This is a genomic window from Methylobacterium sp. Leaf106 (genome assembly GCF_001422895.1).
Classification (GTDB): Bacteria; Pseudomonadota; Alphaproteobacteria; order Rhizobiales; family Beijerinckiaceae; genus Methylobacterium; species Methylobacterium bullatum.
In genome coordinates this window covers 74,493-101,292 of sequence record NZ_LMNB01000002.1, presented here as the reverse complement: position 1 = coordinate 101,292, position 26,800 = coordinate 74,493, and the positions used below count along the sequence as shown (strand labels likewise).

At 68.3% G+C, this 26,800-nt stretch carries 28 protein-coding genes; 13 read left to right on the top strand and 15 right to left on the bottom strand.

From position 1 onward, the window contains the following. The 6 genes from ASF34_RS04525 to ygfZ form a co-directional block, all read right to left on the bottom strand. The coding region (locus tag ASF34_RS04525; RefSeq protein ID WP_274533739.1) for a 1-deoxy-D-xylulose-5-phosphate synthase N-terminal domain-containing protein at nt 1-617 on the bottom strand (617 nt) is incomplete at its 3' end. Between the two features lie 242 nt (nt 618-859). Next, on the bottom strand, nt 860-1,144 hold the full coding sequence (locus ASF34_RS04520; protein WP_056159172.1) for an exodeoxyribonuclease VII small subunit: 285 nt from the start codon (nt 1,142-1,144) through the stop codon (nt 860-862). A 160-nt stretch (nt 1,145-1,304) separates the two neighbouring features. After that, nucleotides 1,305-1,817 carry a tyrosine phosphatase family protein gene (locus ASF34_RS04515; protein ID WP_056159169.1) on the bottom strand — a complete coding sequence of 171 codons (513 nt, stop codon included), beginning with the start codon at nt 1,815-1,817 and terminating at the stop codon, nt 1,305-1,307. After that, nucleotides 1,817-2,413: an HD family hydrolase gene (locus tag ASF34_RS04510; protein WP_056159166.1), complete on the bottom strand. Its 597-nt coding sequence runs from the start codon at nt 2,411-2,413 to the stop codon at nt 1,817-1,819. Before ASF34_RS04510 ends, ASF34_RS04515 begins: the two co-directional genes overlap by 1 nt. Then, nucleotides 2,410-3,030 (bottom strand): DNA-3-methyladenine glycosylase I, encoded by a 621-nt coding sequence (locus ASF34_RS04505; protein ID WP_056159163.1) that lies wholly within the window; start codon nt 3,028-3,030, stop codon nt 2,410-2,412. The genes ASF34_RS04510 and ASF34_RS04505 overlap by 4 nt, the downstream gene beginning before the upstream one ends. Nucleotides 3,031-3,288: 258 nt before the next feature. Then, nucleotides 3,289-4,140: a CAF17-like 4Fe-4S cluster assembly/insertion protein YgfZ gene (ygfZ, locus tag ASF34_RS04500; protein ID WP_056159161.1), complete on the bottom strand. Its 852-nt coding sequence runs from the start codon at nt 4,138-4,140 to the stop codon at nt 3,289-3,291. A gap of 155 nt (nt 4,141-4,295) precedes the next feature. Here ygfZ and ASF34_RS04495 point away from each other — a divergent pair, with 155 nt between their 5' ends. Further along, the gene (locus tag ASF34_RS04495; RefSeq protein ID WP_056159157.1) at nt 4,296-5,630 is read left to right on the top strand and encodes a dihydroorotase; all 1,335 of its coding nucleotides are present in this window, start codon (nt 4,296-4,298) and stop codon (nt 5,628-5,630) included. A 122-nt stretch (nt 5,631-5,752) separates the two neighbouring features. On the opposite strand, the gene ASF34_RS04490 is transcribed toward ASF34_RS04495, so the two are convergent. The 6 genes from ASF34_RS04490 to pdxH all read right to left on the bottom strand — a co-directional run bounded on the left by ASF34_RS04490 (nt 5,753) and on the right by pdxH (nt 9,973). After that, nucleotides 5,753-6,007, bottom strand: a complete 255-nt coding sequence (locus tag ASF34_RS04490; RefSeq protein WP_026175868.1) for a hypothetical protein — start codon at nt 6,005-6,007, stop codon at nt 5,753-5,755. Nucleotides 6,008-6,174: 167 nt separating this feature from the next. Further along, complete coding sequence (locus tag ASF34_RS04485; protein ID WP_085984260.1) at nt 6,175-6,603, bottom strand: TIGR02301 family protein; 429 nt, start codon at nt 6,601-6,603, stop codon at nt 6,175-6,177. Nucleotides 6,604-6,719: 116 nt separating this feature from the next. Then, nucleotides 6,720-7,205, bottom strand: coding sequence for an NUDIX hydrolase (locus ASF34_RS04480; protein WP_018043426.1), 486 nt, complete (start codon nt 7,203-7,205; stop codon nt 6,720-6,722). A 19-nt stretch (nt 7,206-7,224) separates the two neighbouring features. After that, the gene (locus ASF34_RS04475; RefSeq protein ID WP_056159154.1) at nt 7,225-8,424 is read right to left on the bottom strand and encodes a hypothetical protein; all 1,200 of its coding nucleotides are present in this window, start codon (nt 8,422-8,424) and stop codon (nt 7,225-7,227) included. After that, complete coding sequence (locus tag ASF34_RS04470) at nt 8,417-9,139, bottom strand: SDR family NAD(P)-dependent oxidoreductase (RefSeq protein ID WP_018043428.1); 723 nt, start codon at nt 9,137-9,139, stop codon at nt 8,417-8,419. Before ASF34_RS04470 ends, ASF34_RS04475 begins: the two co-directional genes overlap by 8 nt. A 168-nt stretch (nt 9,140-9,307) precedes the next feature. Further along, nucleotides 9,308-9,973 (bottom strand): pyridoxamine 5'-phosphate oxidase, encoded by a 666-nt coding sequence (gene pdxH, locus ASF34_RS04465; protein WP_443136520.1) that lies wholly within the window; start codon nt 9,971-9,973, stop codon nt 9,308-9,310. 90 nt (nt 9,974-10,063) lie between these two features. Between pdxH and ASF34_RS04460 the strand changes: the two genes are divergently transcribed. The 4 genes from ASF34_RS04460 (at nt 10,064) to ASF34_RS04445 (ending at nt 13,836) form a co-directional block, all read left to right on the top strand. Continuing rightward, nucleotides 10,064-10,591 carry an RT0821/Lpp0805 family surface protein gene (locus tag ASF34_RS04460; RefSeq protein ID WP_082473321.1) on the top strand — a complete coding sequence of 176 codons (528 nt, stop codon included), beginning with the start codon at nt 10,064-10,066 and terminating at the stop codon, nt 10,589-10,591. 202 nt (nt 10,592-10,793) lie between these two features. Continuing rightward, nucleotides 10,794-11,735 (top strand): DnaJ C-terminal domain-containing protein, encoded by a 942-nt coding sequence (locus tag ASF34_RS04455; RefSeq protein ID WP_018043431.1) that lies wholly within the window; start codon nt 10,794-10,796, stop codon nt 11,733-11,735. Between the two features lie 114 nt (nt 11,736-11,849). Further along, entirely contained in the window at nt 11,850-12,695 is an 846-nt protein-coding gene (fabI, locus tag ASF34_RS04450) for an enoyl-ACP reductase FabI (protein WP_018043432.1), read from the top strand. A 100-nt stretch (nt 12,696-12,795) separates the two neighbouring features. Next, the gene (locus tag ASF34_RS04445; RefSeq protein ID WP_056159151.1) at nt 12,796-13,836 is read left to right on the top strand and encodes a hypothetical protein; all 1,041 of its coding nucleotides are present in this window, start codon (nt 12,796-12,798) and stop codon (nt 13,834-13,836) included. 24 nt (nt 13,837-13,860) lie between these two features. Here the strand turns inward: ASF34_RS04445 and ASF34_RS04440 are convergent, their stop codons facing one another. Beyond that, nucleotides 13,861-15,015, bottom strand: coding sequence for an AAA family ATPase (locus ASF34_RS04440; protein ID WP_056159147.1), 1,155 nt, complete (start codon nt 15,013-15,015; stop codon nt 13,861-13,863). 60 nt (nt 15,016-15,075) lie between these two features. Beyond that, entirely contained in the window at nt 15,076-16,065 is a 990-nt protein-coding gene (locus ASF34_RS04435) for a polyphosphate kinase 2 family protein (RefSeq protein WP_056159144.1), read from the bottom strand. A 182-nt stretch (nt 16,066-16,247) separates the two neighbouring features. Between ASF34_RS04435 and ASF34_RS04430 the strand changes: the two genes are divergently transcribed. From ASF34_RS04430 to ASF34_RS04415, 4 genes are all read left to right on the top strand, one after another. Beyond that, nucleotides 16,248-16,832 carry a histidine phosphatase family protein gene (locus ASF34_RS04430; protein WP_056149290.1) on the top strand — a complete coding sequence of 195 codons (585 nt, stop codon included), beginning with the start codon at nt 16,248-16,250 and terminating at the stop codon, nt 16,830-16,832. A 154-nt stretch (nt 16,833-16,986) separates the two neighbouring features. After that, nucleotides 16,987-21,102 (top strand): Pls/PosA family non-ribosomal peptide synthetase, encoded by a 4,116-nt coding sequence (locus ASF34_RS04425; RefSeq protein WP_244478892.1) that lies wholly within the window; start codon nt 16,987-16,989, stop codon nt 21,100-21,102. A gap of 54 nt (nt 21,103-21,156) precedes the next feature. Beyond that, nucleotides 21,157-21,369 (top strand): DUF5397 family protein, encoded by a 213-nt coding sequence (locus tag ASF34_RS04420; protein ID WP_056159139.1) that lies wholly within the window; start codon nt 21,157-21,159, stop codon nt 21,367-21,369. Further along, nucleotides 21,369-21,647: a virulence factor gene (locus tag ASF34_RS04415; RefSeq protein WP_056159136.1), complete on the top strand. Its 279-nt coding sequence runs from the start codon at nt 21,369-21,371 to the stop codon at nt 21,645-21,647. Before ASF34_RS04420 ends, ASF34_RS04415 begins: the two co-directional genes overlap by 1 nt. A 130-nt stretch (nt 21,648-21,777) precedes the next feature. On the opposite strand, the gene ASF34_RS04410 is transcribed toward ASF34_RS04415, so the two are convergent. Next, a complete protein-coding gene (locus tag ASF34_RS04410; RefSeq protein WP_018043440.1) occupies nt 21,778-22,434 on the bottom strand; it encodes an alpha/beta hydrolase in 657 nt (218 codons plus the stop codon). Nucleotides 22,435-22,700: 266 nt separating this feature from the next. Between ASF34_RS04410 and ASF34_RS04405 the strand changes: the two genes are divergently transcribed. The 4 genes from ASF34_RS04405 to sufC all read left to right on the top strand — a co-directional run bounded on the left by ASF34_RS04405 (nt 22,701) and on the right by sufC (nt 26,799). Then, complete coding sequence (locus ASF34_RS04405) at nt 22,701-23,861, top strand: cysteine desulfurase family protein (protein WP_056159134.1); 1,161 nt, start codon at nt 22,701-22,703, stop codon at nt 23,859-23,861. A gap of 74 nt (nt 23,862-23,935) precedes the next feature. Continuing rightward, nucleotides 23,936-25,405 carry a Fe-S cluster assembly protein SufB gene (gene sufB / locus ASF34_RS04400; protein ID WP_026175872.1) on the top strand — a complete coding sequence of 490 codons (1,470 nt, stop codon included), beginning with the start codon at nt 23,936-23,938 and terminating at the stop codon, nt 25,403-25,405. 89 nt (nt 25,406-25,494) lie between these two features. After that, entirely contained in the window at nt 25,495-25,947 is a 453-nt protein-coding gene (locus tag ASF34_RS04395) for a hypothetical protein (protein ID WP_018043443.1), read from the top strand. A 99-nt stretch (nt 25,948-26,046) separates the two neighbouring features. Beyond that, nucleotides 26,047-26,799 (top strand): Fe-S cluster assembly ATPase SufC, encoded by a 753-nt coding sequence (gene sufC / locus ASF34_RS04390; RefSeq protein ID WP_018043444.1) that lies wholly within the window; start codon nt 26,047-26,049, stop codon nt 26,797-26,799. The last annotated feature ends 1 nt before the right edge of the window (nt 26,800 follow it).

Below are 26,800 nucleotides of genomic sequence, written 5' to 3'. Positions count from 1 at the left end.
GCGAAATAGGCCGACATCGCCCCCACCGGCGGGGCGATCGACATGTCGTTGTCGTTCAGGATCACGATCAGGCGCGAATGCAGCGCCCCGGCATTGTTCATCGCCTCGTAGGCCATGCCCGCCGACATCGAGCCGTCGCCGATCACCGCGATCATGTTGCGGCGCCTGGGCGCGGSTGCGCCCTTGGCCTTGGCCGACGCCTCGTCGAGGTCGCGCGCCACCGCCATGCCGAGCGCCGCCGAGATCGAGGTCGAGGAATGCGCCGCCCCGAACGGGTCGTAGACGCTCTCCGACCGCTTGGTGAAGCCCGACAGCCCGCCCGGCTGGCGCARGGTCCGGATCCGGTCGCGMCGCCCCGTGAGGATCTTGTGCGGATAGGCCTGGTGCCCGACATCCCACACGATCCGGTCGTCGGGCGTCTCGAACACGTGATGCAGGGCCACCGTCAGCTCGACCACGCCCAGACCCGACCCGAGGTGACCGCCCGTCACCGACACCGCGTCGATCATCTCCTGACGCACAGCGTCCGCCACCGCCTGAAGCTGGCTCTCGGGAAGCGCGCGAAGAGCAGACGTCTCGTCAAGCCCGTCGAGGATCGAGGTTTCTATCCGTGACACCGAATCAACCTCACGTCCGGAGGGAAGATAAAGATCGGAAGAGCGNCACAGCGTCCGCCACCGCCTGAAGCTGGCTCTCGGGAAGCGCGCGAAGAGCAGACGTCTCGTCAAGCCCGTCGAGGATCGAGGTTTCTATCCGTGACACCGAATCAACCTCACGTCCGGAGGGAAGATAAGCGCGCAACTTGTTGCGGCAGATGAATAATTTTTATGAAACCACGGATCATTGCGACCCCGTGGGTTCAGCCGACATCGAGGGGAGCGACACCCGCCGCGCGCCCGTCGGGCCCGAGCGTGATCGTCTGGATCCGCGCCTCGGCCTTGCGCAGCAGACCTTCGCAATGCCGCTTCAAGATCTCGCCGCGCTCGTAGATCGCTACCGATTCGTCGAGGGGCACATCCCCCTTCTCCAGGCGTCGAACGATCTCTTCGAGCTGTTCGAGCGCCTTCTCGAACGGCAGGTCGAGTCCCTCGTCGGACGCTTTCGAATCGGTTGTCGCCGCCACGGCGGATCGCGCTGCGGTCATCCCAGGGTACCCCTCATTGTGCCGGTCTAAGCCTGCGGCTGCCTGCCCGACAAGCCCAGGGGGGCGTTGGCTGCTCCATCGGCAAGCACTTCGTCAAGGGTGGCGTCGTTTCGGCCACACTCGATTCATCACAATTACAAGCTGATCGCGGCCTCGGTCCTTACCCCAGCGCGAGCGCGAAGGGGTTTCCCTCGAACGCGTCGGCGCCCCGCCCGATCCCCGCGATGGCGGCGGACATCCGTCCTCCGCGCTCAAGCAGATGGTCGGCGATCTCCACGAACAGGGCATTGGGCGTCGCCGAAGGCGATGCGGCGCGCAGGGCGCGGGAGATCTCGGCCTCGTCCCGTTCCGGCGCAAGGGCGCAGGCGGCGATGTAGGCCGCCGCTGTGGAGCGGCTGATCCCGGCATAGCAATGGATCAGCAGCGGCCGATCCCGGTCCCAAGAAGCGGCGAAATCGAGGATACGACGCACATGAACCTCGCTCGGCAGGACATGCCCGTCGAGGGGGGCGACGATGTCGCTGACTTCGACCACGCAATGGCGCCCGTCGGCGATGCCCTCCGGGCGTGCGATGGCGGTGCCGATCTTCATCAGCGTCATCAGGTGGCTCGCCCCGGTGCGCTCCAGAATCCGGGGCAATTGCGACAGGGGGCAGACGTGGATATCCGACATCAGGAAACGCTCGCAAGAAACTGAAAACGTAAAAGGAACCTCGATTGAGCCTCGGCGGTCGGCCAGGGCTCGATCAGCGCCTGCGCCTCCGGGGCCGCCGGGTGGAGATGCCCGAAGACCGCGCTGGCCTCGTCCGCCGAAAAGCCGGCGAGGCGGGTGGCTTCGAGATGGGCCGCCATCGCATCGGCGCGCTTGACCAGGCGAACCTCGTCCTCGTCGGGCTCCGGCAGGCCGAAGCGCTGGCGGATCGCCGCCATCAGGCGCAGTTCCACACCCTTGTAGGACGGTCCGATCGCCGCCTTGAACGGCGAGATGATGTCGCCGATCACGTATTCCGGGGCATCGTGTAGCAGGAGTTCGAGGCGCTGCATCCGGGTCCGGCCGGGGGCCAGATCCGCGCCGATGGCCTCCACCAGCAGCGCGTGCTGGGCCACGGAAAAGACGTGCGGCCCGGCGGTCTGGCCGTTCCAGCGAGCGACGCGGGCGAGACCGTGGGCGATGTCGGCGATCTCGATGTCCTGCGGCGAGGGATCGAGGAGGTCGAGACGCCGGCCCGACAGCATCCGCTGCCAGGCGCGGGGGGCGGTGGCGCTCATCGGCCCGCCCCCATGGCGGCGCAGGGAGCGTGTCGATGGCACCCGACGAGGTGGTCGTTCACCATGCCCACCGCCTGCATGAAGGCATGGACGATGGTGGGGCCGCAGAAGCTGAACCCTTCCGTCTTGAGGGCGCGGGAGACGGCCCGTGAGATCTCCGTCTCGGTGGCGATGCCGGCCCGGTCAGTCGCCCGGCCCTGGATCGGCTGGCCCTCGACGAAGTCCCACAGGAAGCGCGAGAAGCCGGGGCCGCGCTCCTCGATGGCGAGGAAGGCGCGGGCGCCCGCGATGGTGCCGACGATCTTGGCGCGGTTCCGGATGATCCCGGTATCCTGCATCAGCCGCTCGACATCGGCCTGCGTGAACCGCGCGATCGCCTCCGGGTCGAACCCGGCGAACGCCCGGCGGAACCCCTCGCGCCGCCGCAGGATGGTGATCCAGGACAGGCCGGCCTGGAACCCGTCGAGGATCAGTTTCTCGTACAACGCCCGGCCGTCATGCTCGGGCACGCCCCATTCGGTGTCGTGATAGGCGACGTAGACCGGATCGAGCCCGGCCCACCAGCAGCGCGGGCAGCCGTCGGAATGATGGATCAGGCCTGTGGAATCGTGCGGCATGGGATCGAGAATAATCGGAACGGATCAAGAACGCCAGATGGGCCGAGAACGCCCGGAGGCCGGGTCGTCGCCAGGAGCGATCAGGTGCGCATCCCCTCTCCCCGCACGCGGGGAGAGGGCAGCGACGACCCCGTCGTCGGCGCGGCGAGGCGGCAGCCGAAGGTGAGGGGGCTCGGCCCAAGGAGCCTCGTCCGGAATCGCCCCCTCACCGTCGCTCCGGCTTCGCCTCCACTCACCGAGTGTCATTGTCGCTACCGATCACCCGGCCGGCGTCACCTCCGGGAAGGCGAAGGTGGCGAAGGAGGGTTTCTCGACACCGAGGATCGTCGCGCCGGCGCGCACCGGCTCGCCGGCGGCGACCGCATCGGCGAGGCGGTCGAGGCGGAGCATGGCGAGGCCGCGCGCGCCCGATACGCTGCCGATCGTGCCGAGCCCGCGCGGTCCGGCGGTCACGTCCGCGCCGGAGGTCACGGCCTCCCCGTCGCGGGAGATCACCGGAACGATGCGGGTGCGCGCGGTGCCGCGATGCTGCATGCGCGACACGACCTCCTGGCCGACATAGCAGCCCTTCCTGAAATCGACGCCGGCGAGTTGGTCCATCAGCGCCTCGTGCGGGAAGGCATCGCCATAGGCAAAGTCACGTCCGCCCTCGGGGATGCCGAGGGCGATGCGGTGGGCGTGGTAATCCGCCTCGGTGGCATCGGCCGAGAACGCGCCCTCGGCGAAGACGAGGCGCTCGCCCAACGCCGGGAGACGCCCGTCGCGGAGGCGCTCGGTGGCGGCGGCGGCCTCCGCCCCGCCCCAGGCGGCGGCGAGCCCCAGGGTCGGGTCGACGGCGATCGTCACCTTGGCGCGCAGGCGGTAGAGCGTGAGGCGCTTGGCGAGCGCCGGGGCCTGATCGGCCGGGCAATCCAGGCGGAAGCCGTCGCCGGAGCGCCAGATCAGGAAATCGAACAGGATCTTGCCCTGCGGGGTCAGCAGCCCGCCGAGCCGTGCCTCACCCGGTTCGAGGGTCTCGATATTGCAGGTCACCACGCCCTGGAGAAAACTCGCGGCCTCCTCGCCCGCGATGACGATGACGGCGCGGTCCGGCAGCAAGGCGATCGGCATGGCAACTCCTCGAAGGTCATCCTGCAAAGGCCCCTCCGGCGCGCATCGTGGCGATGCGCCGGCGGGCCTGTCGGCAGGCCACGGCGTTGCACGCCGCGCGAGCCTGACATAAGCCGCCGCCACCCGCGTCTCAACGCCGTTCAGGAGCGACCCCGATGGACCAGCCCTTCGATCTCCTCCTCACCGGCGGCAGGATCGTCAATCACGACGGCGAGCACGCCGCCGATCTCGGCATTCGAAACGGCCGTATCGCCGCCATCGGCGACCTGTCCCGGGCCGAGGGCGAGCGCCAGGATTGCACCGGCCTGCACCTGCTGCCGGGTGTCATCGACACCCAGGTCCATTTCCGCGAGCCGGGTCTCGACCACAAGGAAGACCTCGAATCGGGCTCCCGCGCGGCGGTGATGGGCGGCGTGACCGCCGTGTTCGAGATGCCCAACACCAACCCGCTGACCACCAGCGCCGAGACCCTGGCCGACAAGGTGGCGCGCGGGCACCACCGCATGCATTGCGACTTCGCCTTCTGGGTCGGCGGCACCCACGAGAACGCCCATGAGGTCGCCATCCTCGAGCGCCTGCCGGGTGCTGCGGGGATCAAGGTCTTCGTCGGCTCCTCCACCGGCGCGCTCCTGGTCGAGGACGATGCAGGCGTGACGGAGATCCTGAAGCGCACCCGGCGCCGGGCCGCCTTCCATGCCGAGGACGAGCCCATGCTGCGCGAGCGCAAGGGCCTGCGGGTGCCAGGCGATCCGTCCTCGCACCCGGTCTGGCGCTCGCCCGAGGCCGCGCTGAAGGCGACGCAGCGCCTCGTGCGGATCGCGCAGGAGACGGGTGCCCGCATCCACATCCTGCACATCTCCACGGCGGAGGAGATGGTGTTTCTCGCCGACCATAAGGACGTGGCCAGCGTCGAGGTGACGCCGCACCACCTCACCCTCGACGGGACCGAGGCCTATGCCCGCCTCGGTACCCTGGTGCAGATGAACCCGCCGGTGCGCGACGCGGCGCACCGCGACGGGATCTGGCACGGGATGACGCAGGGCGTTGCCGACATCCTCGGCTCGGACCACGCGCCGCACCTGCTGGAGGAGAAGGCCAAGCCCTATCCGGATTCCCCCTCCGGCATGACCGGCGTCCAGACGCTGGTGCCGATCATGCTCGATCACGTCGCCAACGGACGGCTGTCTCTCGCCCGCTTCGTCGACATGACCAGCGCCGGGCCGAAGCGCCTGTTCGGCATCAGCCGCAAGGGCCGACTCTCGGTGGGCTACGACGCCGATGTGACGGTGGTGGACCTCAAGCGCCGCGAGACCATCCGCAACGAATGGATCGCGTCGAAATGCGGCTGGACCCCCTATGACGGCGTCACCGTCACCGGCTGGCCGGTGGGCACCATCGTGCGCGGCAGGCGCGTGATGTGGCAAGGGGACCTCGTCGGCCCGTCCAGCGGCGAGGCGGTGGTGTTCGACGAGGCGCTGTCGCCGGGTTAACGGATTTACCGGCAGAGCTCGATCCCGGCCCCGAAACGCATCGAGCCGCCCGGTCCTGTCCGGGCGGCTCGATCGATCACACGCAAAACGTCAACGGGTCGGGTGCGGCCCGGTCCCGCGCCTCAATGCTGGGGGGCGGTGGTGAAGGCGCCCCCGCGGATGCGGTCGGGAAAACCCTCGGCGTAACGCGCGGTGGCGTCCTCGCCATAGGTCATCACCAGTTCCTGGAAGGCGGCGAACAGGGCGGCCTGCGCCATGCAATCGCCATCGAGCCCGTCGAGACAGCCTTCCGCGAACGCTTCCGAGACGTAGCCGAGGGCTACGCGCTTGTCGTCGAGATCGGCCTCGAAGGGCGCGGGGGCGGTGTCGATCTGCATGGCGATAACATCGGTTGCGCCGAAGAATGGCTCGGCGGATGACCGAAACATAGGCTGAGCTTCGCGCATCGGGAAGCCAAGAATTGCGAAGCGGTTAACGCCGGGGGTCGAATGCGACGAATTTCCTTCAGCCTTGTGCCCTGTCTCCCAAAAGACACATCGCCGCCTCAGCCCCCGAAACGGCTGGCCAGGGCGTGGGACAGCCGTTCTCCCTCCGCGACATAGCGGGACGCCGCCTCCGTCGCCGATGGCGTGCAGGCCCGGTAGGTGAGGGAATATCCGCGATAGCCGCGGTTATACGCCCCGGCGAGGCGGTCCCGCCGCCCCGGCGTCACCCCTTCGGCCTCCATCAACGCCTTCATCCGGGTCGGCCATTCGGCGGCGTCCGGCGCCGCGCAGAGGCTGCGCAGGAAGGAGAGGGAGCCGATGATCTCGGAGAGCCGCATCAGGTCCCGGTCGTAGGGAGCGGGCGGCGGCTCGGCGGGGGCAGGGGGCTCCTTGTCCTTCTCCGGGGCCTTCTGCGCGGGCCGCGCCGGGTTGGCGCGCTGCTGAGCCGAAGCGAGATCGGGCATGCCCACCGCGAGGGCGGCGAACATCAGCACGGGCGACAGGCATCGCCTCACCCACGTCACAGCCACGCCCCGTCCTCCGCCGCGAACCTCATCGGGCAGGTTTACACCGTTTCCCGGTCGAGACGAGGAGCCCGTCGGTCTCATCGGGATCCCGTATCGCCACCCTGGCCAGCGACCTGCGCGAAGGCCTCGTCCACCGTCTCCCGCAATCCGGGCGTCGTGGCGAGATCGGCGAGCTCGTCGGGAAGAGCCCAGCGCACGTCCAGGGCCTCGGGGCCGGGGGCCGGCTCGCCGGCGGTCCAGAGGGCGGCGTGGGGATGGACGACGTAATGGTGGCGCACCCGGCCATCCTCGGCCCGCAGGATGATCTCCGTCGGGGTCAGGGAGCGGACGACCACGGCCGAGACGCCGACCTCCTCGCCGAGCTCCCGCAGCGCCGCCTGCGCCAGGGTCTCGCCGGGCTCCACCAGCCCGCCGGGAAGCGTCCAGACCCCGCGCAGGGGCTCGTTGGCCCTGGCGGCCAGCAGCACCCGCCCGTCGCGGATGACGGCGATGGACGCGCCGAGGAAGGGGCGCGCCGGGAAGAGCCGGACGTCGGAGCCGTCCTCGCTCGCTGCTTCGCTCATGGGGCTCGACGTTTCTCGGTTACGGAGAGATGAACGCCACCCGCCCGTCGGCGAGGCCGACGAGGAGGCGCGTGCGAGGGCCGTGGCCGATTGCCGCGACGCCGAAGGCGGCAAGGCCGGGCAAGGGGATGCGCTTCACCTCGCGGATGCCGTCCTTCAGGGACAGGATGGCCAGGGCGCTCCGATCCGCTACCGGCAAGGCGAGTTCGGCCACACCGTCCCCATCGGCATCGAGAACGGCCGACAGGTCGGCCCCGCCCTCGCCCGGAGACAGGGTGGTGTAGCCGGTGGCCTCGCCGACCAGTCGCAGGGCTCCGGCCTCGTAGGCCCAGAGCTGGAGGATGCCCGCCCCGTCGGGCGCCGCCACCGCGGCGATCCGGGGTTGTCCGGCTTTCGAGACATCGCCGATCGCCGCGAGTGTCAGCGACTGCCCACCCGGCCCCGCCGCCTGGACCGGGCTCCGGGCGAGAATGGCCCATGCCTTGTCCGGCTCCGCCGGGGATTTGGTGGACTCCGCCGAAGGCTTGCCGGGCTCCGCCGAAGGCTTGCCCAACCCTGCCGAAGGCTTGCCGACCACGACCAGGGCCGATCCGCCCTCCTGCGCCGTCACCGCCACGATGACCGGCCGGCCGTCGATGAGGATCGCGATGGGACGGCGCAGGGCGAAGGCGCCGCCGTGACCGGCGGTGACCGCGGTGGTCACGATGGGGACGGGCTTCGGATCGGCGCTCATCCCCACCGGCTGGCGCTCGCGGATGGTGAGCGTCCCGGCGCGCTCGAACTCGCTGGCATTGGGGCGGACGGGGTCGGACAGGTGGGCACTGAGCGGCCCGAGTGTCGCGCGCCGGGTGCCGGCAACGGCGCCGCGTGGGGTCTCGGAGACCGCGAGCCCGTCGATGGCCTCGGCACCGAGAAGGGTGGTGGCGACCTTGCCGTCGGCGAGGGTCAGGGCGGCACCGCCCTCGTCGCCCCACAGGACGGCCAGGGACACATCCTCCACCACCTCGCCCTTCAACCCTTTGGGACGGGCGAGCGGAAGGAGGCCCGAGGTCGCCACAGCCAGGGAGACCTCGCTGCCCGGGCCGCGCATGGCGCGCGCCCTGAACGGCAGGTCGAGGATCGTCACGACCGGATCGGCCCGGACGGGCTGCGCGCTCAGAAGCGAGGCGACGAGAACGGAGACCGCGAGGAGCGCCGAGAGCGCACCTCGTTCAGACATGCTGGCCGCCGTTGATGTGCAACTCGGCGCCGTTCACGTAGGAGGAGGCCTCGGTGCAGAGGAAGTAGATCGCCTTGGCCACCTCGTCGGGCGTGCCGAGGCGCCGCTGCGGGATGCCGGCCACGATCTTGTCGGTGCCGGGCGAAAGGATCGCCGTATCGATCTCGCCCGGCGAGATCGCGTTCACCCGCACCCCGAGGGGGCCGAAATCGCTGGCCATCTCGCGGGTGAGGCCGGCGAGCGCCGCCTTCGACGTGCCGTAGGCCGCGCCCGCGAAGGGATGCACGCGGGACCCCGCGATCGAGGTGACGTTGACGATGGAGCCCTTGGCGCGGGTCAGTTCCTCGCACAGGCCGCGCGCCAGGAGCAGGGGCGCGAAGACGTTGACCTGGAACACCTTGCGCCAGTCGCCGAATTCCGTGGCGATGGCGCCGAGGCGCTCGCCGTTCGAGCCCTTGGGCGAGATGCCGGCATTGTTGACCAGCGCATGGAGCAGGCCGCCCTCGTCGGCGAGACGGCCGGCGACTTCAGCCACACCGCGCATCGTATCCTCGGGGTCCGAAAGATCGACCTGGAGGTGATCCTCCGGCCCCATCTCCCAGGGGCAATTCTCGGGGAAGGCATGACGGGAACAGGTGATCACCCGCCACCCGGCCGCAGAGAAGCGCTTGACCGTGGCGTGGCCGATTCCGCGGCTTCCGCCCGTCAGCAGCATGACGCGGCGGCGTTCATTGCTCGATATGGCCAAAGCCGTTCCTTCAGGGTCCGGGGGCGGTGGACAGCCCAGGTCTAAGCTGCGCCAGCCGGGAAATCCAGGGTCGATCCCGCGGCGCAGCAAGGCTGGAAGCGATCGAGACAACGCCCATTCCCGGCCGATGGCGGTTCACGGATAGAGTCTCGCCCCCTGCCAGCCGCCGCCATCCCTCGTGAAGCGGACGCGGTCGTGGAGCCGGAACGGCCCATCCTGCCAGAACTCGATGGAGACCGGGGCGATGCGGAACCCCGTCCAGTTCTCCGGGCGCGGCACCGGCTGGTCCTCGTAGCGGGCCGACAGGGCGGCGACCTCCGCTTCCAGGGTGGCGCGGTCGGCCAGCGGCCGGGACTGGCGGCTGGCATGGGCACCGATCCGGCTCTCGCGGCGGCGGCTCGCGAAATAGGCATCCGCCTCCTCGAGCGACACATGGCTCACGGGTCCGCGCGCGCGGACCTGACGGCGCAGGCTCTTCCAATGCAGGACGAGGGCCGCCTGCGGGTTCTGCGCCAGTTCCTCGCCCTTGGCGGAATCGACATTGGTATAGAACACGAAGCCCCGCTCATCGGCACCCTTGAGCAGCACCATGCGCACGTCCGGCAGGCCGTCGGAGCCGGCCGTGGCGAGCGCCATGGCGTTGGGATCCTCGGGCTCCGCACGCTCGGCCTCGCCCATCCAGGCGGAAAACAGTCCCCAGGGGTCTGTGGACAGCGTGAAGTCTCCATCGGCCCCAAGGGGGGAGGCGGCGGGTGAGACACTGCCGGGCGTGGCCGGCTCATCGATCCTTAACCGATCCAAGGCGTAATCCTGTGAGTGAGATCCGGGTCGGGGGCACCGACGTGGGACACGATTTGTCGTCGTTCGGGTCACGTCGTGAGAACAGGTGTAATGCGTCGGAGCGAGAGTAAAGCCCAACCCGTCTCCATCCGTGCCGTCGTCGCACCCCGTCTGGCCCGCGCCCGGTGCGCGGCGGTGCTGACGTCGGGGAGCGTGGCCCTGGCCTTGTCGCTCGCCGGCTGCGGCATTCCGATCCTCACCTTCCAGAGCGAGAGCAAGTCGGAACCGGACGTGACGGTCCCCGAGCCCCTGGTCACGGGGAGCATCGACAAGCGCCCGAAGAGCTTCGGCAGCGAGATGTCCGACGAGGATTGGCGCCGGGCGCACGCGGCCCTGGCGGTGGCCCTCGATCCGCAGGGCAACGGCCGTCCGGTCAAGTGGGACAACCCGGATTCGTCCCTGCGCGGCTCCGTCAACCCGACGGGCCTTCCCTACGTCGCCAACGACCTGATCTGCCGGGATTTCCTCGCCTCGGTCATCGCGCCATCGCGCAGTCGTTTCGTGCGCGGTACCGGCTGCAAGCCTTCGGGGGGCGAATGGGAATTGACCCGTATCCGCACGGCCAAAGCCAAGGCCTGACGCCGAGAACGGCTCGGCTGTTGGCAAGATCGTGCCGCCTTTGGGATCGTCCGGCGTGGCGGCGGGTTGACGCGTGGATCGAACCGTCGAATCCTGCCGGATGACCGTTGCAGAGAAGCAACATCCATTCCACATAGCGGAAGACTTCGACAGGGGCGGGCATGAGCCCGGCCCCGTGCGGCACCGAGACCGATAACAGACGATGCGCAATCCCTACGACGTGCTGGGTGTGGCCAAGGGCGCCAGCGAGGCCGACATCAAGAAGGCCTATCGCAAGCTCGCCAAGGCCTACCACCCCGACACCAACAAGAACGATGCCAAGGCCAAGGACCGTTTCTCGGAGGCCAACAGCGCCTACGAGATCCTCGGCGACGCGACCAAGCGCGCCCAGTTTGACCGTGGCGAGATCGACTCCGACGGCAGGCCTCGTGCGCCATCCGGCTTCGATGGGTTCGGCGGCTTCGGTGGCGGCCCGGGCGGCGCCCGCTCCGCGGGCTTCGACTTCGAGAGCGCCGCGCGCAGCCGGGCGGGCGGCGGCGGGATCGGCGAGGACATCTTCTCGCACCTGTTCGGCGACACGTTCCGGGGCGGTGCCGGTGGCGGTCCCGGCGCCAGGGGACCGATGAAGGGTGAAGATCTCGCCGCCGAACTCTCCGTGACCCTGGAGCAGGTGGCGAGCGAGGAGAAGCTGCGGATCTCGCTGGGCTCACGCGACGTGGACGTGGTGATTCCCAAGGGCGTCGTGGACGGGCAGACCATCCGCCTGCGTGGCCTCGGAAACCCGGGCGGTCCACGCTCCTCGCCGGGCGACGCCCTGCTGACCATCCGCATCCTGCCGCATCCGCGCTTCACCGTGGAGGGGGCGGATCTGCGCACCTCCGTGGATCTGGCCCTCGAAGATGCGATCCTCGGCGGCCCGATCCGCGTGCCCACCCTCACCGGCGCGGTGGAGATGCGCGTTCCGGCCATGACGAGTTCGGGCCGGACCTTCCGCCTCAAGGGCAAGGGTCTGCCGAAGAAGGACGGCACCCGCGGCGACCTGTTCGCCACCACGGCGATCTCGCTGCCGGCGAGCGAGGACGAAACCCTCCTCGCCTATGCCAACGGGCGCCGGGCGGCGCGCACCGCCTCTGGACAGGCATAGGCGCGGACTTCCGTCCCCGGCGCACCTCCGCTAAGGATGCCTCGGCGCGAGCGCTTCCCCCCAGGTCCGGACGGGTGCGCTCCGGCGCGCGACGGCCTCTGGCTCAGGTGACTCATGGCGGACACGAACCCGGTACACGATCACGTCGGCGGCTTGCTCGCCGGGAAATGCGGTCTGGTGCTCGGTGTCGCCAACAACCGGTCCATCGCCTGGGGCATCGCCAAGAGCGCCCATGCCCACGGCGCCAAGCTCGCCTTCAGCTACCAGGGCGATGCCCTGAAGAAGCGGGTCGAGCCCCTGGCGCGCGAGCTCGATGCCCATGTGGTTGGCCATTGCGACGTCACCGACGGCGCCTCCATCGACGCCGTCTTCGCGGAAGCCGGCCGCGTCTTTCCGCAGGGGATCGACTTCGTCGTCCATTGCATCGCCTTCTCCGACAAGGACGAGCTGACGGGACGCTACGTCGAGACCTCGGAGGCGAACTTCACCAAGTCGCTGATGATCTCCTGCTACTCGTTCACGGCGGTGGCCCAGCGCGCCGAGAAGCTGATGCCCAATGGCGGCTCGCTCCTCACCCTGACCTATTACGGCGCCGAGAAGTGGATGCCGCATTATAACGTCATGGGCGTCGCCAAGGCGGCGCTGGAAGCCTCGGTGCGCTATCTCGCCGCCGATCTCGGCCCCTCGAAGATCCGCGTCAACGCGATCTCGGCCGGCCCGATCAAGACCCTGGCCGCCTCCGGCATCGGCGACTTCCGCTACATCCTCAAGTGGAACGAGTACAACGCGCCCCTGCGGCGGACGGTGACCATCGAGGAGGTCGGCGAGACCGCCTCCTACCTGATATCGGACATGTCGCGCGGCATGACCGGCGAGATCCTCCATGTGGATGCCGGCTACCACGTGGTCGGCATGAAGAACCCGGACGCGCCGGATCTGAGGCTCGACAGCAAGGAGTGAGGCGGGCCGCGTGCGGGAGCGCGCCGCGCCGGCCTGCCCCGGCGGATAAGGCGAGGGACCGACCCGCTCCGGGGCCGCGTCCCGCCGAGGCTCTCTCGCCATGAAGACCCGTCCCGCTTTCGATGATGCGGCGTCCGCCGGGATCATCACCGCCGAACAGGCACGCGCGCTTTCCGCCTTCTATCCCACACGGCCGGGACGGGCCGTCTCCTTCGATCTCGCCCACGTGCTCTGGTATGCCGGCGCCCTGGTGGTCATCGGCGCCATGGGCCTGTTCTCGACCCTCGCCTTCGGGATGATGGGCGGACCGGCTCTCACCGCCACCGCCCTGATCTACGCGGCGGCCTTCGTCGCCGCCGGGCGGCACCTTCGCATCGCGCACGACCTGCCGGTCCCCGGCGGTCTCCTCATCGCCTGCGCCGTGGCCATGACGCCGCTCGCCGTCTACGGCCTGCAGGAGAGCTGGGGCTGGGGCGAGCAGGGCCGGCCGGGCGCCTATCGCGACGTCTTCACCTGGATCAAGGGCGGCTGGGTGCCCATGGAAGCGGCGACCCTCGTGGTCTCGGCCATCGCCCTGCGCGCCACACGCTTCGGCTTCATCACCCTGATCGCGGCGGTGGCCCTGTGGTTCCTGTCCATGGATATCGGCCTCTGGGCCACGGGGCCGGATCTCGACTGGGAAACCCGCCGGACGATCTCGCTCTGGTTCGGCCTCGCCCTCATCGCCTTCGCCTGGGCGGTGGACCTGCGCCAGAGGCGGACGGATTACGCGTTCTGGCTCCATCTTTCCGGCATCCTCACCTTCTGGGGCGCCCTGACGTGGCAATCCTCCGACAGCGAGGTGGCGAAGGCGCTCTATGCCCTGTTGAACGTCGCGCTCATCGGTCTCGCCATCTTCCTGTCTCGGCGGATCTACGCGGTGTTCGGCGCCATCGGCGTGGCTCTCTATCTCGGCGATCTGGCGAACCGCGTCTTCAAGGACTCGCTGCTCTTCCCCTTCACCCTGTCACTCATCGGTCTCGGCCTGATCGGCCTCGGCATCCTCTACCAACGCCATGCCGACAGGATCGGCGGGGCGATGATGCGGTCGCTGCCGGGATCTCTCCGGCGCTGGCGGCCCGACCACGGCGACAGGGCATGACCGGCTGAGCCATGAGAGCCCCCGTCAAGCGTCGTCGGCTTCCGCAAACTCTCCCGAAAGCTTGAGCCCGTCGATCCAAGTCGCCCCGTCTCGCTTGAACACCCGGCGGGGCGACACGCCACCCTGCTCCTCGATCGCGTCGGCCAGCCGCTCCGAATGGGTCACCAGCCAGACCTGTGTGCGACGCGACGCGGTCACGATCATCCGTGCCAGGGGATCGAGCAGGTCCGGGTGGAGGCTCGTCTCCGGCTCATTGAGGGCGATGAAGGGCGGGAGCCGGTAGGCGAGGAGGGCCCCGGCGAGGGCGAGATAGCGAAGCGTCCCGTCCGACAGTTCGGCGGCCTCGAACACGCGCTTGGGGTAATCGGGGAAGACCATCCCGAAGCTCGCCTCGCGGCCGGGCGACGGGATGACGAGGCGCGCCCCGGGGAAGGTATCGCCCACGGCCCCATCGAGATCGACGGTGTCCTCGCGGATGTGCCGGAGGGTGGCGAACACGGCGGCGAGGTCGGATCCGTCCGACGACAGGGTCGGCGTGGTGACGGCGAGGCAGGGCCGGCGCAGGGCCGAGGCCGCGTCGGTGCGGAAATCGTGGTGGAAGCGCCAATCCAGCAGCGCATGCCGGACGAGATGCAGTTCGGGAAACGCGACCGCGTCCTGAAGTGCCGCGAGCGCGGTTTCCGTGGCGAGGAGACTCGAGCCGAGAGAGCGCTTGCGGCCGTCATCGCCGCGCACGAAGCCGGAAGGCCCGTCACGCTCGAGCATGACCGCCGGCCGCCGGCCCGACAGGACGGTGAGCCGCTCCCGCTTGATCTGCGGTTCGAGCAGGAAGGCGGCCCCCCTGGGGCCGTCCTCCGACTGGGGCACCAGACCGACCTCGATCTCGTATCGGTAGGCGACGGACGCAGCCTCGTCGCCGAGCTCGACGGACCATCCCACCCGCACCGGCCCCTTGCCGCTGCGTGGTCCGGCCCAGACGACCGAGGCCATCCCGCCCTCCGCCGCGAGATCACGCACCAGCGTGCCGGCGGCGGCGGCCTGCAGGCGTTCGAGCGCCCGGTAGAGGTTGGTCTTGCCGACGGCATTGGCCCCGATGAAGACCGAGAGGGCCTCCACCGGAAACCGGATGGACCGCAGGGAGCGGTATCCCGAGGCCGCCACGTCGCGGACGGTCAGCATGCGCGCATTCTCAAGCACCGGCTCCCGACGCACGAACCATTGTCGCGCGGTCGGATCAGGTCAATCCGGCACCGTCAGCTTGGCGATGCCCGGCTGAGCGTCCGGATAGCGCGGATCCATCGCTTCCAGGGTGTTGGCGATGGTGCGGGCGACGAGGAGGTTGCGGTACCATTTGCGGTTGGCCGGCACCACGTGCCAGGGCGCGTGCGGGGTGGAGCAACGGCTCAGGGCATCGGTGAAGGCGCCCTGATAGGCGTCCCAGGATTGGCGCTCGACGAGGTCGGCCGCATCGAACTTCCAATGCTTCTCGGGATCGGCGATCCGCGCCTCCAGGCGCTCCTTCTGCTCGTCCTTCGAGATGTGCAGGAAGAACTTCAGCACGGTGACGCCCGACAGGGTCAGCATCCGCTCGAAATCGTTGATGATGTCGTAGCGCGGTCGCCATACCCCCTCCGGCTCCAGGGACTTCACCCGCACCACGAGCACATCCTCGTAATGGCTGCGGTTGAACACGCCGATCATGCCGCGCCCCGGCACCTTGGCGTGGTAGCGCCAGAGGAAATCATGGTCGCGCTCCTCCGCGCTCGGGACCTTGAACGACCACACCCGACACCCTTGCGGGTTCACCCCCTCGAAGACCGACCGGATGGTGCCGTCCTTGCCGCCGGTATCGATGGCCTGGAGCACCACGAGAAGGCTGCGCCGATGCTCGGCATAGAGCCGCTCCTGCAGTGCCTGGATGCGGCCATGCTCCACGAGGAGCGCCTGTTTGGACGCCTCCTTGTCGAGCCCGCCATCGGCATCGGCGTCGATCGCGGCCAGATCCAACGCCTCGCCCGGCTGCACGGTGACGATGCCGGCTGCCGCGCAGGAGGCGAGGGCGGCCGTGTCGACCGGGCTTTCGCGCTTGGCATGGCGCATCGCCGAACGGGCCCAGGCGGCGGAGGAGGGCGGCTTGTCCGATTCCGGACGTGGGCTAAGCGGTTTCGGCTTGCGCGCCCTCGTGGTGTCCGATTGGCCCGAATGCCGCTTGCCGCGCTTCTTCGCCATGATCACATTTCGCCTTATACGATATTCAATCGATGCCGCGGGCACCGCACCAAGGCACCGCCGCTCCGGGAAAGCAGTGTGCCGATGCCTGTAACGCCTGGAGCAACCTTGAGCGCGACAACGATCCGCGGCTGTGCCCGTTCCGGACAAGCGCGGCGCCCCGCCACGAACGGCCGGCGCGCATGACGGTGTATTTCATCCGCCACGGCCAGACCGACTGGAACGCGGAGGGCCGCCTCCAGGGCCAGCGCGACGTGCCTCTCAATGCCACGGGCCTGGGCCAGGCCGAAAGCGTGGCCGAGCGGCTGAAGGCCGTGGCGGGGGCCAGCCTTGCCGAGGCCGCGTTCGTCGCGAGCCCGCTCACGCGCACGCGACAGACGATGGAGGTGCTCCGGGCCAGCCTCGATCTCGCGCCGAAGGCCTATGCCGTCGACACTCGCCTCATGGAGATCAACTTCGGCACCTGGGAGGGTTCGACCTGGGCCGAGATCCGCCGGCGCGACAGCCGGGGCGCCCTGGCACGCGACCGGGACCGCTGGGGCTATCGTCCGCCGGGCGAGCATGGCGAGAGCTATGCCATGCTGGTGGACCGGGTCAGGCCGGCGATCGCGGACTTGCAGCGGCCGGCGGTCATCGTCGCCCATGGCGGGGTCGCCCGCGCCATCCTGGTGATCCTCGGCTATACCAGCATCCGCGAGGCCCCCCGGATGGGCATCCGCCAGGGCAGCGTCCTCGTCCTCGACCAGTCCCGCTGGCGCTGGGCCTGATCCGCTTTCTCCGCGAAGACCGGTTCTAGGCGGCTCGGCAAACGTGCTAAGCGGGCGCGACCACAGTGGGGCGCCGCGATTTCGGCACGATCCGGGCGCCTAACCCGGCCAAAAGGACGGTCTCGCAGCGGCGGGGCCGGCAGCGGAGCATCGGATGAGCAGTCTCGCCGAGACGACCCGGCCTCGGGCGGAGTCGCTTGTGGACAAGGCCGAACGGGGCGAGATCGGGTCGCATAGCGGCGCCGGAGCGCCGGAGCGGAAGGCCGTGCTGCGCGGAGAGAGCCGCCCGGACCTCATCCGGGACGAGGTTCTGGGAGAGATCTTTTCCGACAGCGCCCGCCTGCGCCCCGACCACCCGGCCATCGTGGACGGCGCGAGCCGGGACGCGGCCGGCCGTCATCCGAAGTTCACCTATGCGGAGGTCGAGGCCCGCGCGCTCGCCATCGCCCGTGGCCTGAATCATCGCGGCATCGGCCCCGGCGACGTCGTCGGCCTCTGGATGGCGCGCGGCCCCGACCTGCTGATCGCCCAGATCGGCATCACGATGTCGGGAGCCGCATGGCTCCCCTTCGATGCGGAGGCTCCCGCCGACCGCGTGGCGGTCTGCCTCGATGACGCGCAAGCCAAGCTGCTCCTGGTCTCGCCCGCCCTCGCGCCCCAGGCGCCCACGGGAACCCCGTCCCTCACGACGGAGGCGCTTCTCGCCGAGGTGCCGGCGGATGCGCCGCGCCCCGATCCGCGCGGCGCCGGCCTCACCCCCGCGCATCCGGCCTATCTGATCTACACCTCGGGCTCGACGGGATTGCCCAAGGGCATCGTCATCAGTCACGCCAATATCTGTCACTTCCTGCGCTCGGGGAACGCCCTCTACGGCATGCGGCCCGACGACGTGGTGTTCCAGGGCGCCTCGGTGGCGTTCGATCTCTCCATGGAGGAGATCTGGGTTCCCTACCTCGTCGGAGCGACGCTGTTCGTCGCGAGCCCGGCGATGATGGGCGATGTCGAGGCGCTGCCCGACATCCTCACGCAGAACCGCGTCACCGTCCTCGACACGGTGCCGACGCTGCTCGCCATGCTGTCCCAGACGCTGCCGAGCGTCCGCCTCGTGCTCCTGGGCGGCGAGGCCCTGCCCGAGCCCCTGGTGGCCCGCTGGGCCACGGCCTCCCGGCAATTGTTCAATACCTACGGGCCGACCGAGGCCACGGTGGTGGCCACCGCCGCCGAGATGCGGCCGGGCGAGCCCGTCACCATCGGCGGCCCGATCCCGAACTACTCCGTCTATGTCGCGAGCGAGGGACTGGAACTGCTCGGGCCCGGCCAGCAGGGCGAGCTCCTCATCGGCGGCCCGGGCGTCGCCAAGGGCTATCTCCAGCGTCCGGAACTGAGCGCCGAGAAATTCGTCGCCAACCCGTTTGCCTCCGATGGGACCGATCCGGTTCTCTACCGCTCGGGCGACGCGGTCTCCCTCGATGCGCAGGGGCGGATCGTCTTCCACGGCCGCATCGACGACCAGGTCAAGATCCGCGGCTTCCGAGTGGAGCTCGGCGAAATCGAATCCCGCATCCAGGCGCAGGCCGGCATCAGTCAGGCGGCGGTGGTTTTGCGCCAGGACGACGGCGTCGACCGGCTCGTCGCCTTCCTGATCCCGGAGCGGGGAGCGGAATTCGACAAGGCCGCCCTGCGCCACACCCTCGCCGAGCAGATGCCGCCCTACATGGTGCCGGGGCATTTCGAGGTGGTGGAGGTGCTGCCCCGCCTCACCTCAGGCAAGGTCGACCGCAAGGCCCTGCGCATCGCGACCCTCACGGTCGCCGACCTGTCGGGCGAGCAGGAACTGCCCGACAACGAGACCGAGGCGGCGATGCTGGCCGCGGCCAAGCAGGTGTTCGGCAACCAGCCGATCCCGTTCGAGGCCGACTTCTTCACCGATCTCGGCGGGCACTCGCTTCTGGCCGCCCGCTTCGTCGGCGCGGTGCGCGAGGCGCCCGCGCTGGCCGCCATCACCCTGCAGGACGTCTATACGAGGCGCACCCTCCGGGCCATGTCGGAGGCGCTGATCGAGCGCACCGGCGGCGTCGGCACGCAGATGGCGGTGCGCGACCTCGGATTCGTAGCGCCGCCGCTCCTCCGCCGCGTCCTCTGCGGAACCGCGCAGGCCCTCGCCCTGCCTTTCGTCATCGCGCTGGCCACCTCGCAATGGCTCGGCATCTTCGTCACCTACCTGCTCCTCACCGGCGGCTCGCTCGGATTCTTCGGCGAGATGGCGGTGCTGCTCCTCGTCTATATCGGCATCAACGCCGTCACCGCCTCCATCGCGGTGGCCGCCAAGTGGCTGATCCTCGGGCGCACCAAGCCCGGCCGTTACCCGCTCTGGGGCGTCTACTATTACCGCTGGTGGCTGACGCAGCGGTTGACCCCGCTCGTCCACGTGAAATGGCTCCAGGGCTCGCCCGCCATCGCCATCTACCTGCGCCTGCTGGGCGCGAAGATCGGCGCGGACGCCCTCATCTCGGACATCGAGGTCGGCGCGCCCGACCTCCTCACCGTCGGGGAAGGAGCCTCGCTCGGCGGCCGCCTCGTCATCGCCAATGCCGAGGTGGTGGGCAACGAACTCGTCATCGGCCCCGTCAGCATCGGCGCCGATGTCGCCATCGGCACTTCCTGCGTCATCGGCCCCGAAACGACGATCGGCGATTTCGCCGAGATCGCTGATCTGACGACGATTCCCACCGGCACGGTGGTGGGACGCGCCGAGCAATGGGACGGCTCGCCCGGCCGCAAGGTCGGCACGGCCGATCCCGCGGACCTACCCGAGGCCGCCCAGGCCTCGCCCCGTAGGCGCGCCGGGTTCCTGGCCGTCTACGCCTTCCTGCTCGCGGCGATCCCGGCCGTCGGCCTGCTGCCGATCTTCCCGGCCTTCTACATCTTCGACCAGCTCAGCGACTCGCTCAGCGACATCACCGACATCGACTACCACTGGTACCTGCCGCTGCTGACCTGGCCCACCGCCATGCTGATGACGGCGGGCACGGTGCTCCTCATCGCCGGCATCCGCTGGCTCGTCCTCCCGCGGGTCTCGTCGGGCACCTACTCGATCCATAGCGGCTTCTACCTGCGCAAATGGGCGGTGGCGCTCGCCGCCGAGGTGACGCTGGAGACGCTCTCCTCGCTCTTCGCCACGGTCTACATGCGGGCCTGGTACCGGCTGATGGGCGCGCGGATGGGGCAGGGGGCGGAGATCTCCACCAACCTCGCCGGGCGCTACGATCTGGCGGATGTCGGCGCGCGCAACTTCATCGCCGACGAGGTGGTGTTCGGGGAGGAGGAAATCCGCCGGGGCTGGATGCACATGCATCCCGTGAGCACCGGCGCACGCGTCTTCGTCGGCAACGACGCCGTAGTGCCGCCGGGGGCGGTGATTCCCGACGACATGCTGGTGGGCATCAAGTCGAAGCCGCCCGCCAACGAGTTGATGGCGCCGGGGGATACGTGGTTCGGCTCGCCTCCGATCAAGCTGCCCTCGCGCCAGAAGGTCGATCTCGGTTCCAGCGCGCAGACCTACGAGCCGGGTCTGGGACCGAAGCTGCGGCGCGGCATCTTCGAGGCGTTCTCGACCTCGTTCTCGCCGATGCTGTTCATCACGCTGGCGATCTCGGCCATCGATTTCTACTTCTACCCCGCGATCCTCGCCCAGGACTGGACCGGTCTGGCCATCAGCTTTGTCGTCGTCAGTGTCGCCATCGCCTTCATCCAGTCCTTTACCGTGATCGGGGTGAAATGGCTGCTGATGGGAGTCTACCAGCCCGGCATGCGGCCGATGTGGTCGTGGTGGGCCATGCGCACCGAGGCCGTGGCCGTGCTGTACTGGGGCCTGGCCGGCAAAGTGCTGCTGGAGCATCTGGTCGGGACGCCGTTCCTGCCCTGGATGCTGCGCCTGCTCGGGGTCAAGGTCGGCCGGGGCGTCTGCATGCTCACCACCGACATCACCGAGTTCGATTGCGTCACCATCGGCGACTATTCGGTGATCAACCGGACCTCGGCGCTCCAGACCCATCTCTACGAAGACCGGATCATGAAGGTCGGCCGGGTGGTGGTGGGCGAGGGCGTGTCCGTGGGTGCCTTCTCCACCGTCCTCTACGACACCAAGGTCGGCGACTACGCGCGGCTTCGCCCGCTCACCATCGTGATGAAGGGCGAATCGATCCCGAGCCATTCGGAATGGGAGGGGGCGCCGGCGGTGCCGGTGATTCACAAGGCGGCGGGGGCCTGACGCGGGGCCTGCTCTTCCCGTTGGACGGTCCGCAAAAAGCTGTAGGATGGCGCCATGAACGATATGGCACCCGTTTCACTTCCAAACCCGCAGGGCCTCGTCGGGACGTGGCGGCGGTTCGGCCAGGTCGGCCCCGTCTATGAGATCGTCAGCGTGGGCAATGCGCTTGTGGATGGCGAGTGGCTGATGCGGGTTCGCGTGCTGGAGACCGGTGAGGAGATCGATTATCGACTCGCCGACGTTTTGGACGATCCCAGAGAGCGGTGATGTTCGCCATCGCGTTCGATCTGGTGGTGGCGGAGGCTCAGACCCATCATCCCAAAGGTGTGTCGCAAGCCTATAGCGACATCCGCACCACCCTCTCTGGGCATGGTTTCGACTGGGTGCAGGGCAGCCTCTACACCAGCAAGGACGAGGATCTGGCCAAGCTGTTCTCGGCCATCACGGCTCTGAAGGGGCTGGGCTGGTTCCAGCAATCGGTACGCGACATCAGAGCCTTCCGTGTCGAGCAATGGTCGGATTTCACCGCCTTGATCAAGAGCTAGGCAGCGCTCGCGCTATCTCAGCCGATCGCCTGGCATACTTCCTCCCAATCGATGAAAGCCGGCGGAGCTTGGCGCTACGCCGGCTTTCGAAAGAGGATCGCGGACGGCAGATCGATTCCCCTCGCTGGTCTCAGCCCACCTGATCTTTCGGGCCGAGACGCTTGTCGAGATAGGTGTCGACCGTCTGGGTCAGCTCGTCGACCTTGCCGTCGAAGAAGTGGTTGGCGCCCTCGACCACCTGATGCTCGATGATGACGCCCTTCTGCACCTTCACCTTCTCGATCACCGGCATCACCTCGCGGGCGGGAGCCACGCGGTCCTCGGAGCCGTGCACGAACAGGCCGGAAGACGGGCAGGGGGCGAGGAAGGTGAAGTCGTAGCGGTTGGCCATGGCAGCGATGGAGATGAAACCCTCGATCTCGGGGCGGCGCATGAGCAGCTGCATGCCGATCCACGAACCGAACGAGACGCCGGCGATCCAGCAGGCCCGCGCCTCGGGATTGACCGACTGCACCCAGTCGAGCGCCGAGGCCGCATCGGACAATTCGCCCGTGCCATGGTCGAAATTGCCCTGGCTGCGGCCGACGCCGCGGAAATTGAAGCGAAGCGCTGCGAAGCCGCGATTGGCGAAGGTGTAGAAAAGATTGTACACGATCTGATTGTTCATCGTGCCCCCAAACTGGGGGTGCGGATGCAGCACGATCGCGATCGGCGCGCCCTTCTTCTTGGGCGCCTGGTAGCGCCCCTCGAGACGGCCGGCGGGTCCGGTGAAGATGACTTCGGGCATGGTCTTTCCAAAACTCCTGGCGCCGCAGTGCGAGGGCAACCCATCCTTGTCGGCCAACGCGCCTTGACTCGCTGCGCCGCACTCTTAAAAACGCTCTTAGAATAATTCTAGGTTATTAGAATCATTCTAAACTAGATCGTTTCGAGAGATCTCGGATCGGTCGCCTCCCGAAGCTCGGCGCTTGGCGAAGACGTGTCGTTCCGGCGCCTTAGCATGATGACGGGGGGCAAAAGCAAGGAAATGTCGGTTCGGACCTTGACCAACGCATGAGTGTTTCGCGCGCCTATCTCGACCACAACGCGACATCGCCGGTTCGCCCGGAGGTGGCGGCGGCGGTCGCGCGGGCGCTGGAATTGCCGGGCAACCCCTCGTCGATCCATCGCGAGGGCCGGACGGCGAAGGCCGCGCTGGAAGCGGCACGCGAGCATGTCGCCGCCCTGGTCGGGGCCGGCCGGGGCCGCGTCGTCTTCACCAGCGGCGGCACCGAAGCGGCCAATGCGGTCCTGTCCGGCGCACTGACCAAGGCCGGACGTCCCGCGCCCACACGCCTCCTGGTGGGCGCCACCGAGCATCCTTGCGTTCTGGCGGGACACCGCTTCGCGCCGGAATCGGTGGAGGTCGTGCCGGTGCTGCCGTCCGGGCTGATCGACCTCACCGCCTTGGAGCGAGGCTTGGAGCGCGCGCGCGAGGAGGCCGTGCTGGTCTCCATCCATGCGGCCAACAACGAGACCGGCGTGATCCAGCCCCTCGCCGAGATCGTCGCCTTGGCCAAAGCGCATGGCCGCGCCCTCGTCCATAGCGACGCGGTGCAGGCGGTGGGGAAAATCCCTCTCGATTGTGCGGGGCTCGGCCTCGATGCCCTTACCCTGTCCGGACACAAGTTCGCCGCGCCAAAGGGCACGGGCGCCATCGTGCTGGCCGAAGGCGTCACCCTGGAGCAGGCTTTCCTGCGCGGCGGCGGCCAGGAATCTCGCCTGCGCTGCGGTACGGAGAACCTGCCCGGCCTCGTTGGGCTGAGCGAGGCGGCACGGATCGCCCAGGCGGGCCTCTCGGCGATCGATGCCGGTCTTCGTGACTCCATGGAAAGCGCTCTTCTTCGGATCGCACCGGATGCCGTCATCTTCGGGAGCGGCGCGCCGCGCCTTCCCAACACCCTGTGCTTTTCCGTGCCGGACCTCGATGCGGCAACCGCGCTGATGGCGCTGGATCTCGCCGGCATCGCGATCTCGTCCGGATCGGCCTGCTCGTCGGGCAAGGTCGCCCGCTCGACCGTTCTGGCCGCCATGGGCGTGAGCCCCGCGCTGGCTGCGGGGGCGCTGCGCGTCAGTTTCGGCTGGAACAGCACGGAAAGCGACCGCTCACGCTTCCTCACGGCCTTCGAACGGCACGTGGGGACCCTATATCAACGGCGAGGGCAGGCGGCCTGAAGCGCCGCCCACCCAAGCCATCCTCTCGCGAAAACCCCCGGCCCTTGACGCCGGTGTAGGTCAGGAGACGTGCAATGCCTGCAGTGCAGGAAACCATCGACCGGGTCCGCTCGATCGACCTCGACCAGTACAAGTACGGGTTCGAGACCACGATCGAGATGGAGAAGTCCGCCAAGGGCATCTCCGAGGACGTGATCCGCTTCATCTCGGCCAAGAAGGACGAGCCCGAATGGATGTTGGCCTGGCGCCTCGACGCCTACAAGCGCTGGCAGACCATGAAGGAGCCCGAATGGGCGCGGGTCTCGTATGACAAGGTCGATTACAAGGACATCTACTACTACGCGGCGCCCAAGCGCCCGGCGGCGATGTCCCTCGACGAGATCGACCCCGAGATCCTGAAGACCTACGAGAAGCTCGGAATTCCCCTGCGCGAGGTCGAAGTGCTGGAGGGCATCGCCCCCGAGCGTCGGGTCGCCGTCGACGCGGTGTTCGACTCGGTCTCGGTGGCCACCACGTTCAAGGCTGAGCTGTCGAAGGCCGGCGTGATCTTCATGCCGATCTCCGAGGCCATCCGCGAATACCCGGACCTCGTGCGGAAGTATCTCGGCTCGGTCGTGCCCGTGACCGACAACTTCTTCGCGACCCTGAACTCCGCCGTCTTCTCCGACGGCTCGTTCGTCTATATCCCGCCGGGCGTGCGCTGCCCGATGGAGCTGTCGACCTATTTCCGCATCAACGAGCGCGACACGGGGCAGTTCGAGCGCACGCTGATCATCGCCGACAAGGGCTCTTACGTCTCGTATCTCGAGGGCTGCACCGCCCCGAAGCGCGACGACAACCAGCTCCATGCCGCCGTGGTCGAGCTCGTCGCGCTCGACGACGCCGAGATCAAGTACTCGACGGTCCAGAACTGGTACCCCGGAGACAACGAGGGCAAGGGCGGCATCTACAACTTCGTCACCAAGCGCGGCGACTGCCGCGGCGCCAACTCGAAGATCTCGTGGACCCAGGTCGAGACCGGCTCGGCGATCACCTGGAAGTACCCGTCCTGTATCCTGCGCGGCGACAATTCCCGCGGCGAGTTCTACTCGATCGCGGTGTCGAACGGCATGCAGCAGGTCGATTCCGGCACCAAGATGATCCATCTCGGCAAGAACACGACGAGCCGGATCATCTCGAAGGGTATTTCCGCCGGGCGTTCGCAGAACACCTACCGCGGGCTGGTGTCCGCGCACCGCAAGGCCACGGGCGCGCGCAACTTCACGAACTGCGATTCGCTGCTCATCGGCGACCAGTGCGGCGCGCACACGGTGCCGTACATCGAGTCCAAAAATTCGTCGGCGCAGTTCGAGCACGAGGCCACCACCTCGAAGATCTCGGAAGACCAGATGTTCTATTGCCAGCAGCGCGGCCTCTCCAACGAGGAGGCGACCGCGCTCATCGTCAACGGCTTCGTCCGCGACGTGCTGCAGCAGCTGCCGATGGAGTTCGCCGTCGAGGCCCAGAAGCTGATCTCGATCAGCCTCGAAGGCTCGGTGGGGTGACAAGCCTGCATCTTGCACCGACAGGCGTCGGAACAATTCCGGCACCTGTGCACGCGAAGGGCTTGGGTGCGAGCTTGGAGCGACGATCGATGACCCAGGAAGACCCTCCGTCGCACGAGTCGCTCGATGTGGACAGTGCGTGGGGTCAGGAGCCAACGACGTCCGGCTTCGATCAGGCGCTCAGCGAACTCGGAGCGGCGGAGCGGCGGGCGGAAGCGGAGCGGCGGATGCGCTACCGCGCGGCGGGCGAGTTTCTCGCCGCGTTCTACAAGAGTGACGTGGAGAGCGCGAAGGCGCTCAAGCAGCGGGGCGTATCAACGGGATTCAAGCCCAACCAGATTGCTTTCGCCAAGGCCGGCCGCCCGGCGGAAGTCGTCATCGTGGTCACGGGCGGGGGCGATTTCTCGGTGCTGTTCGCGCCAGGCGGCCAGCGGGCCACGATGCAACGCGTAGATCTCGGCGAGTTCGATCCGCTCACCAAGACGGCCATGCGCAAGCGCATGATCCAGGTGGTGATCGGCTATCTCGGGATGGGTGATTGAGGGCAGCGATGCCCGTTGCAACATGACAACCAAGACAAGGCCGGCGATGGCGCTTCGCCTCGGCGTCTCAACGAATAACTGACTAGACGGAACCGACGCATGATCGAAATCAAGAACCTGACCGTCGCCATCGAGGACAAGCAGATCCTCAACGGTCTCAACCTCACCGTGAAGGACGGCGAAGTCGCCGCCATCATGGGTCCGAACGGCTCTGGCAAGTCGACCCTGTCCTACGTCATCGCCGGCAAAGAGGATTATGAGGTCCTCGACGGCGAGATCCTGCTCGACGGTGTGAACATCCTGGAGATGAGCCCCGACGAGCGCGCAGCCTCGGGCGTGTTCCTGGCCTTCCAGTACCCGCTGGAGATCCCGGGCGTGGGCACCATGACCTTCCTCAAGGCGACGCTCAATGCCCAGCGCCGGGCGCGCGGCGAGGGTGAGCTTTCCACACCCGACTTCATCCGTAAGGTGAATGGGGCGGCGGAGAAGCTGGAAATCAACAAGGAGATGCTCAAGCGCGCCCTCAATGTCGGGTTCTCCGGCGGCGAGAAGAAGCGCATGGAGATCCTGCAGATGGCTCTGCTGGAGCCGAAGTTCTGCGTCCTCGACGAGACTGATTCTGGCCTCGACATCGATGCCCTGCGCATCGTCTCCGGCGGCGTGAACGCGCTCCGCGCGCAGGGCCGCTCGTTCCTCGTCATCACCCACTACCAGCGCCTGCTCGACTACATCGTGCCGGACGTGGTCCACGTGATGTCGCAGGGCCAGATCGTGAAGTCGGGCGACAAGGACCTCGCCAAGGCGCTCGAGGCTTCCGGCTACGCCGAGTACCGCACGAATGAGGCCGCCTAAT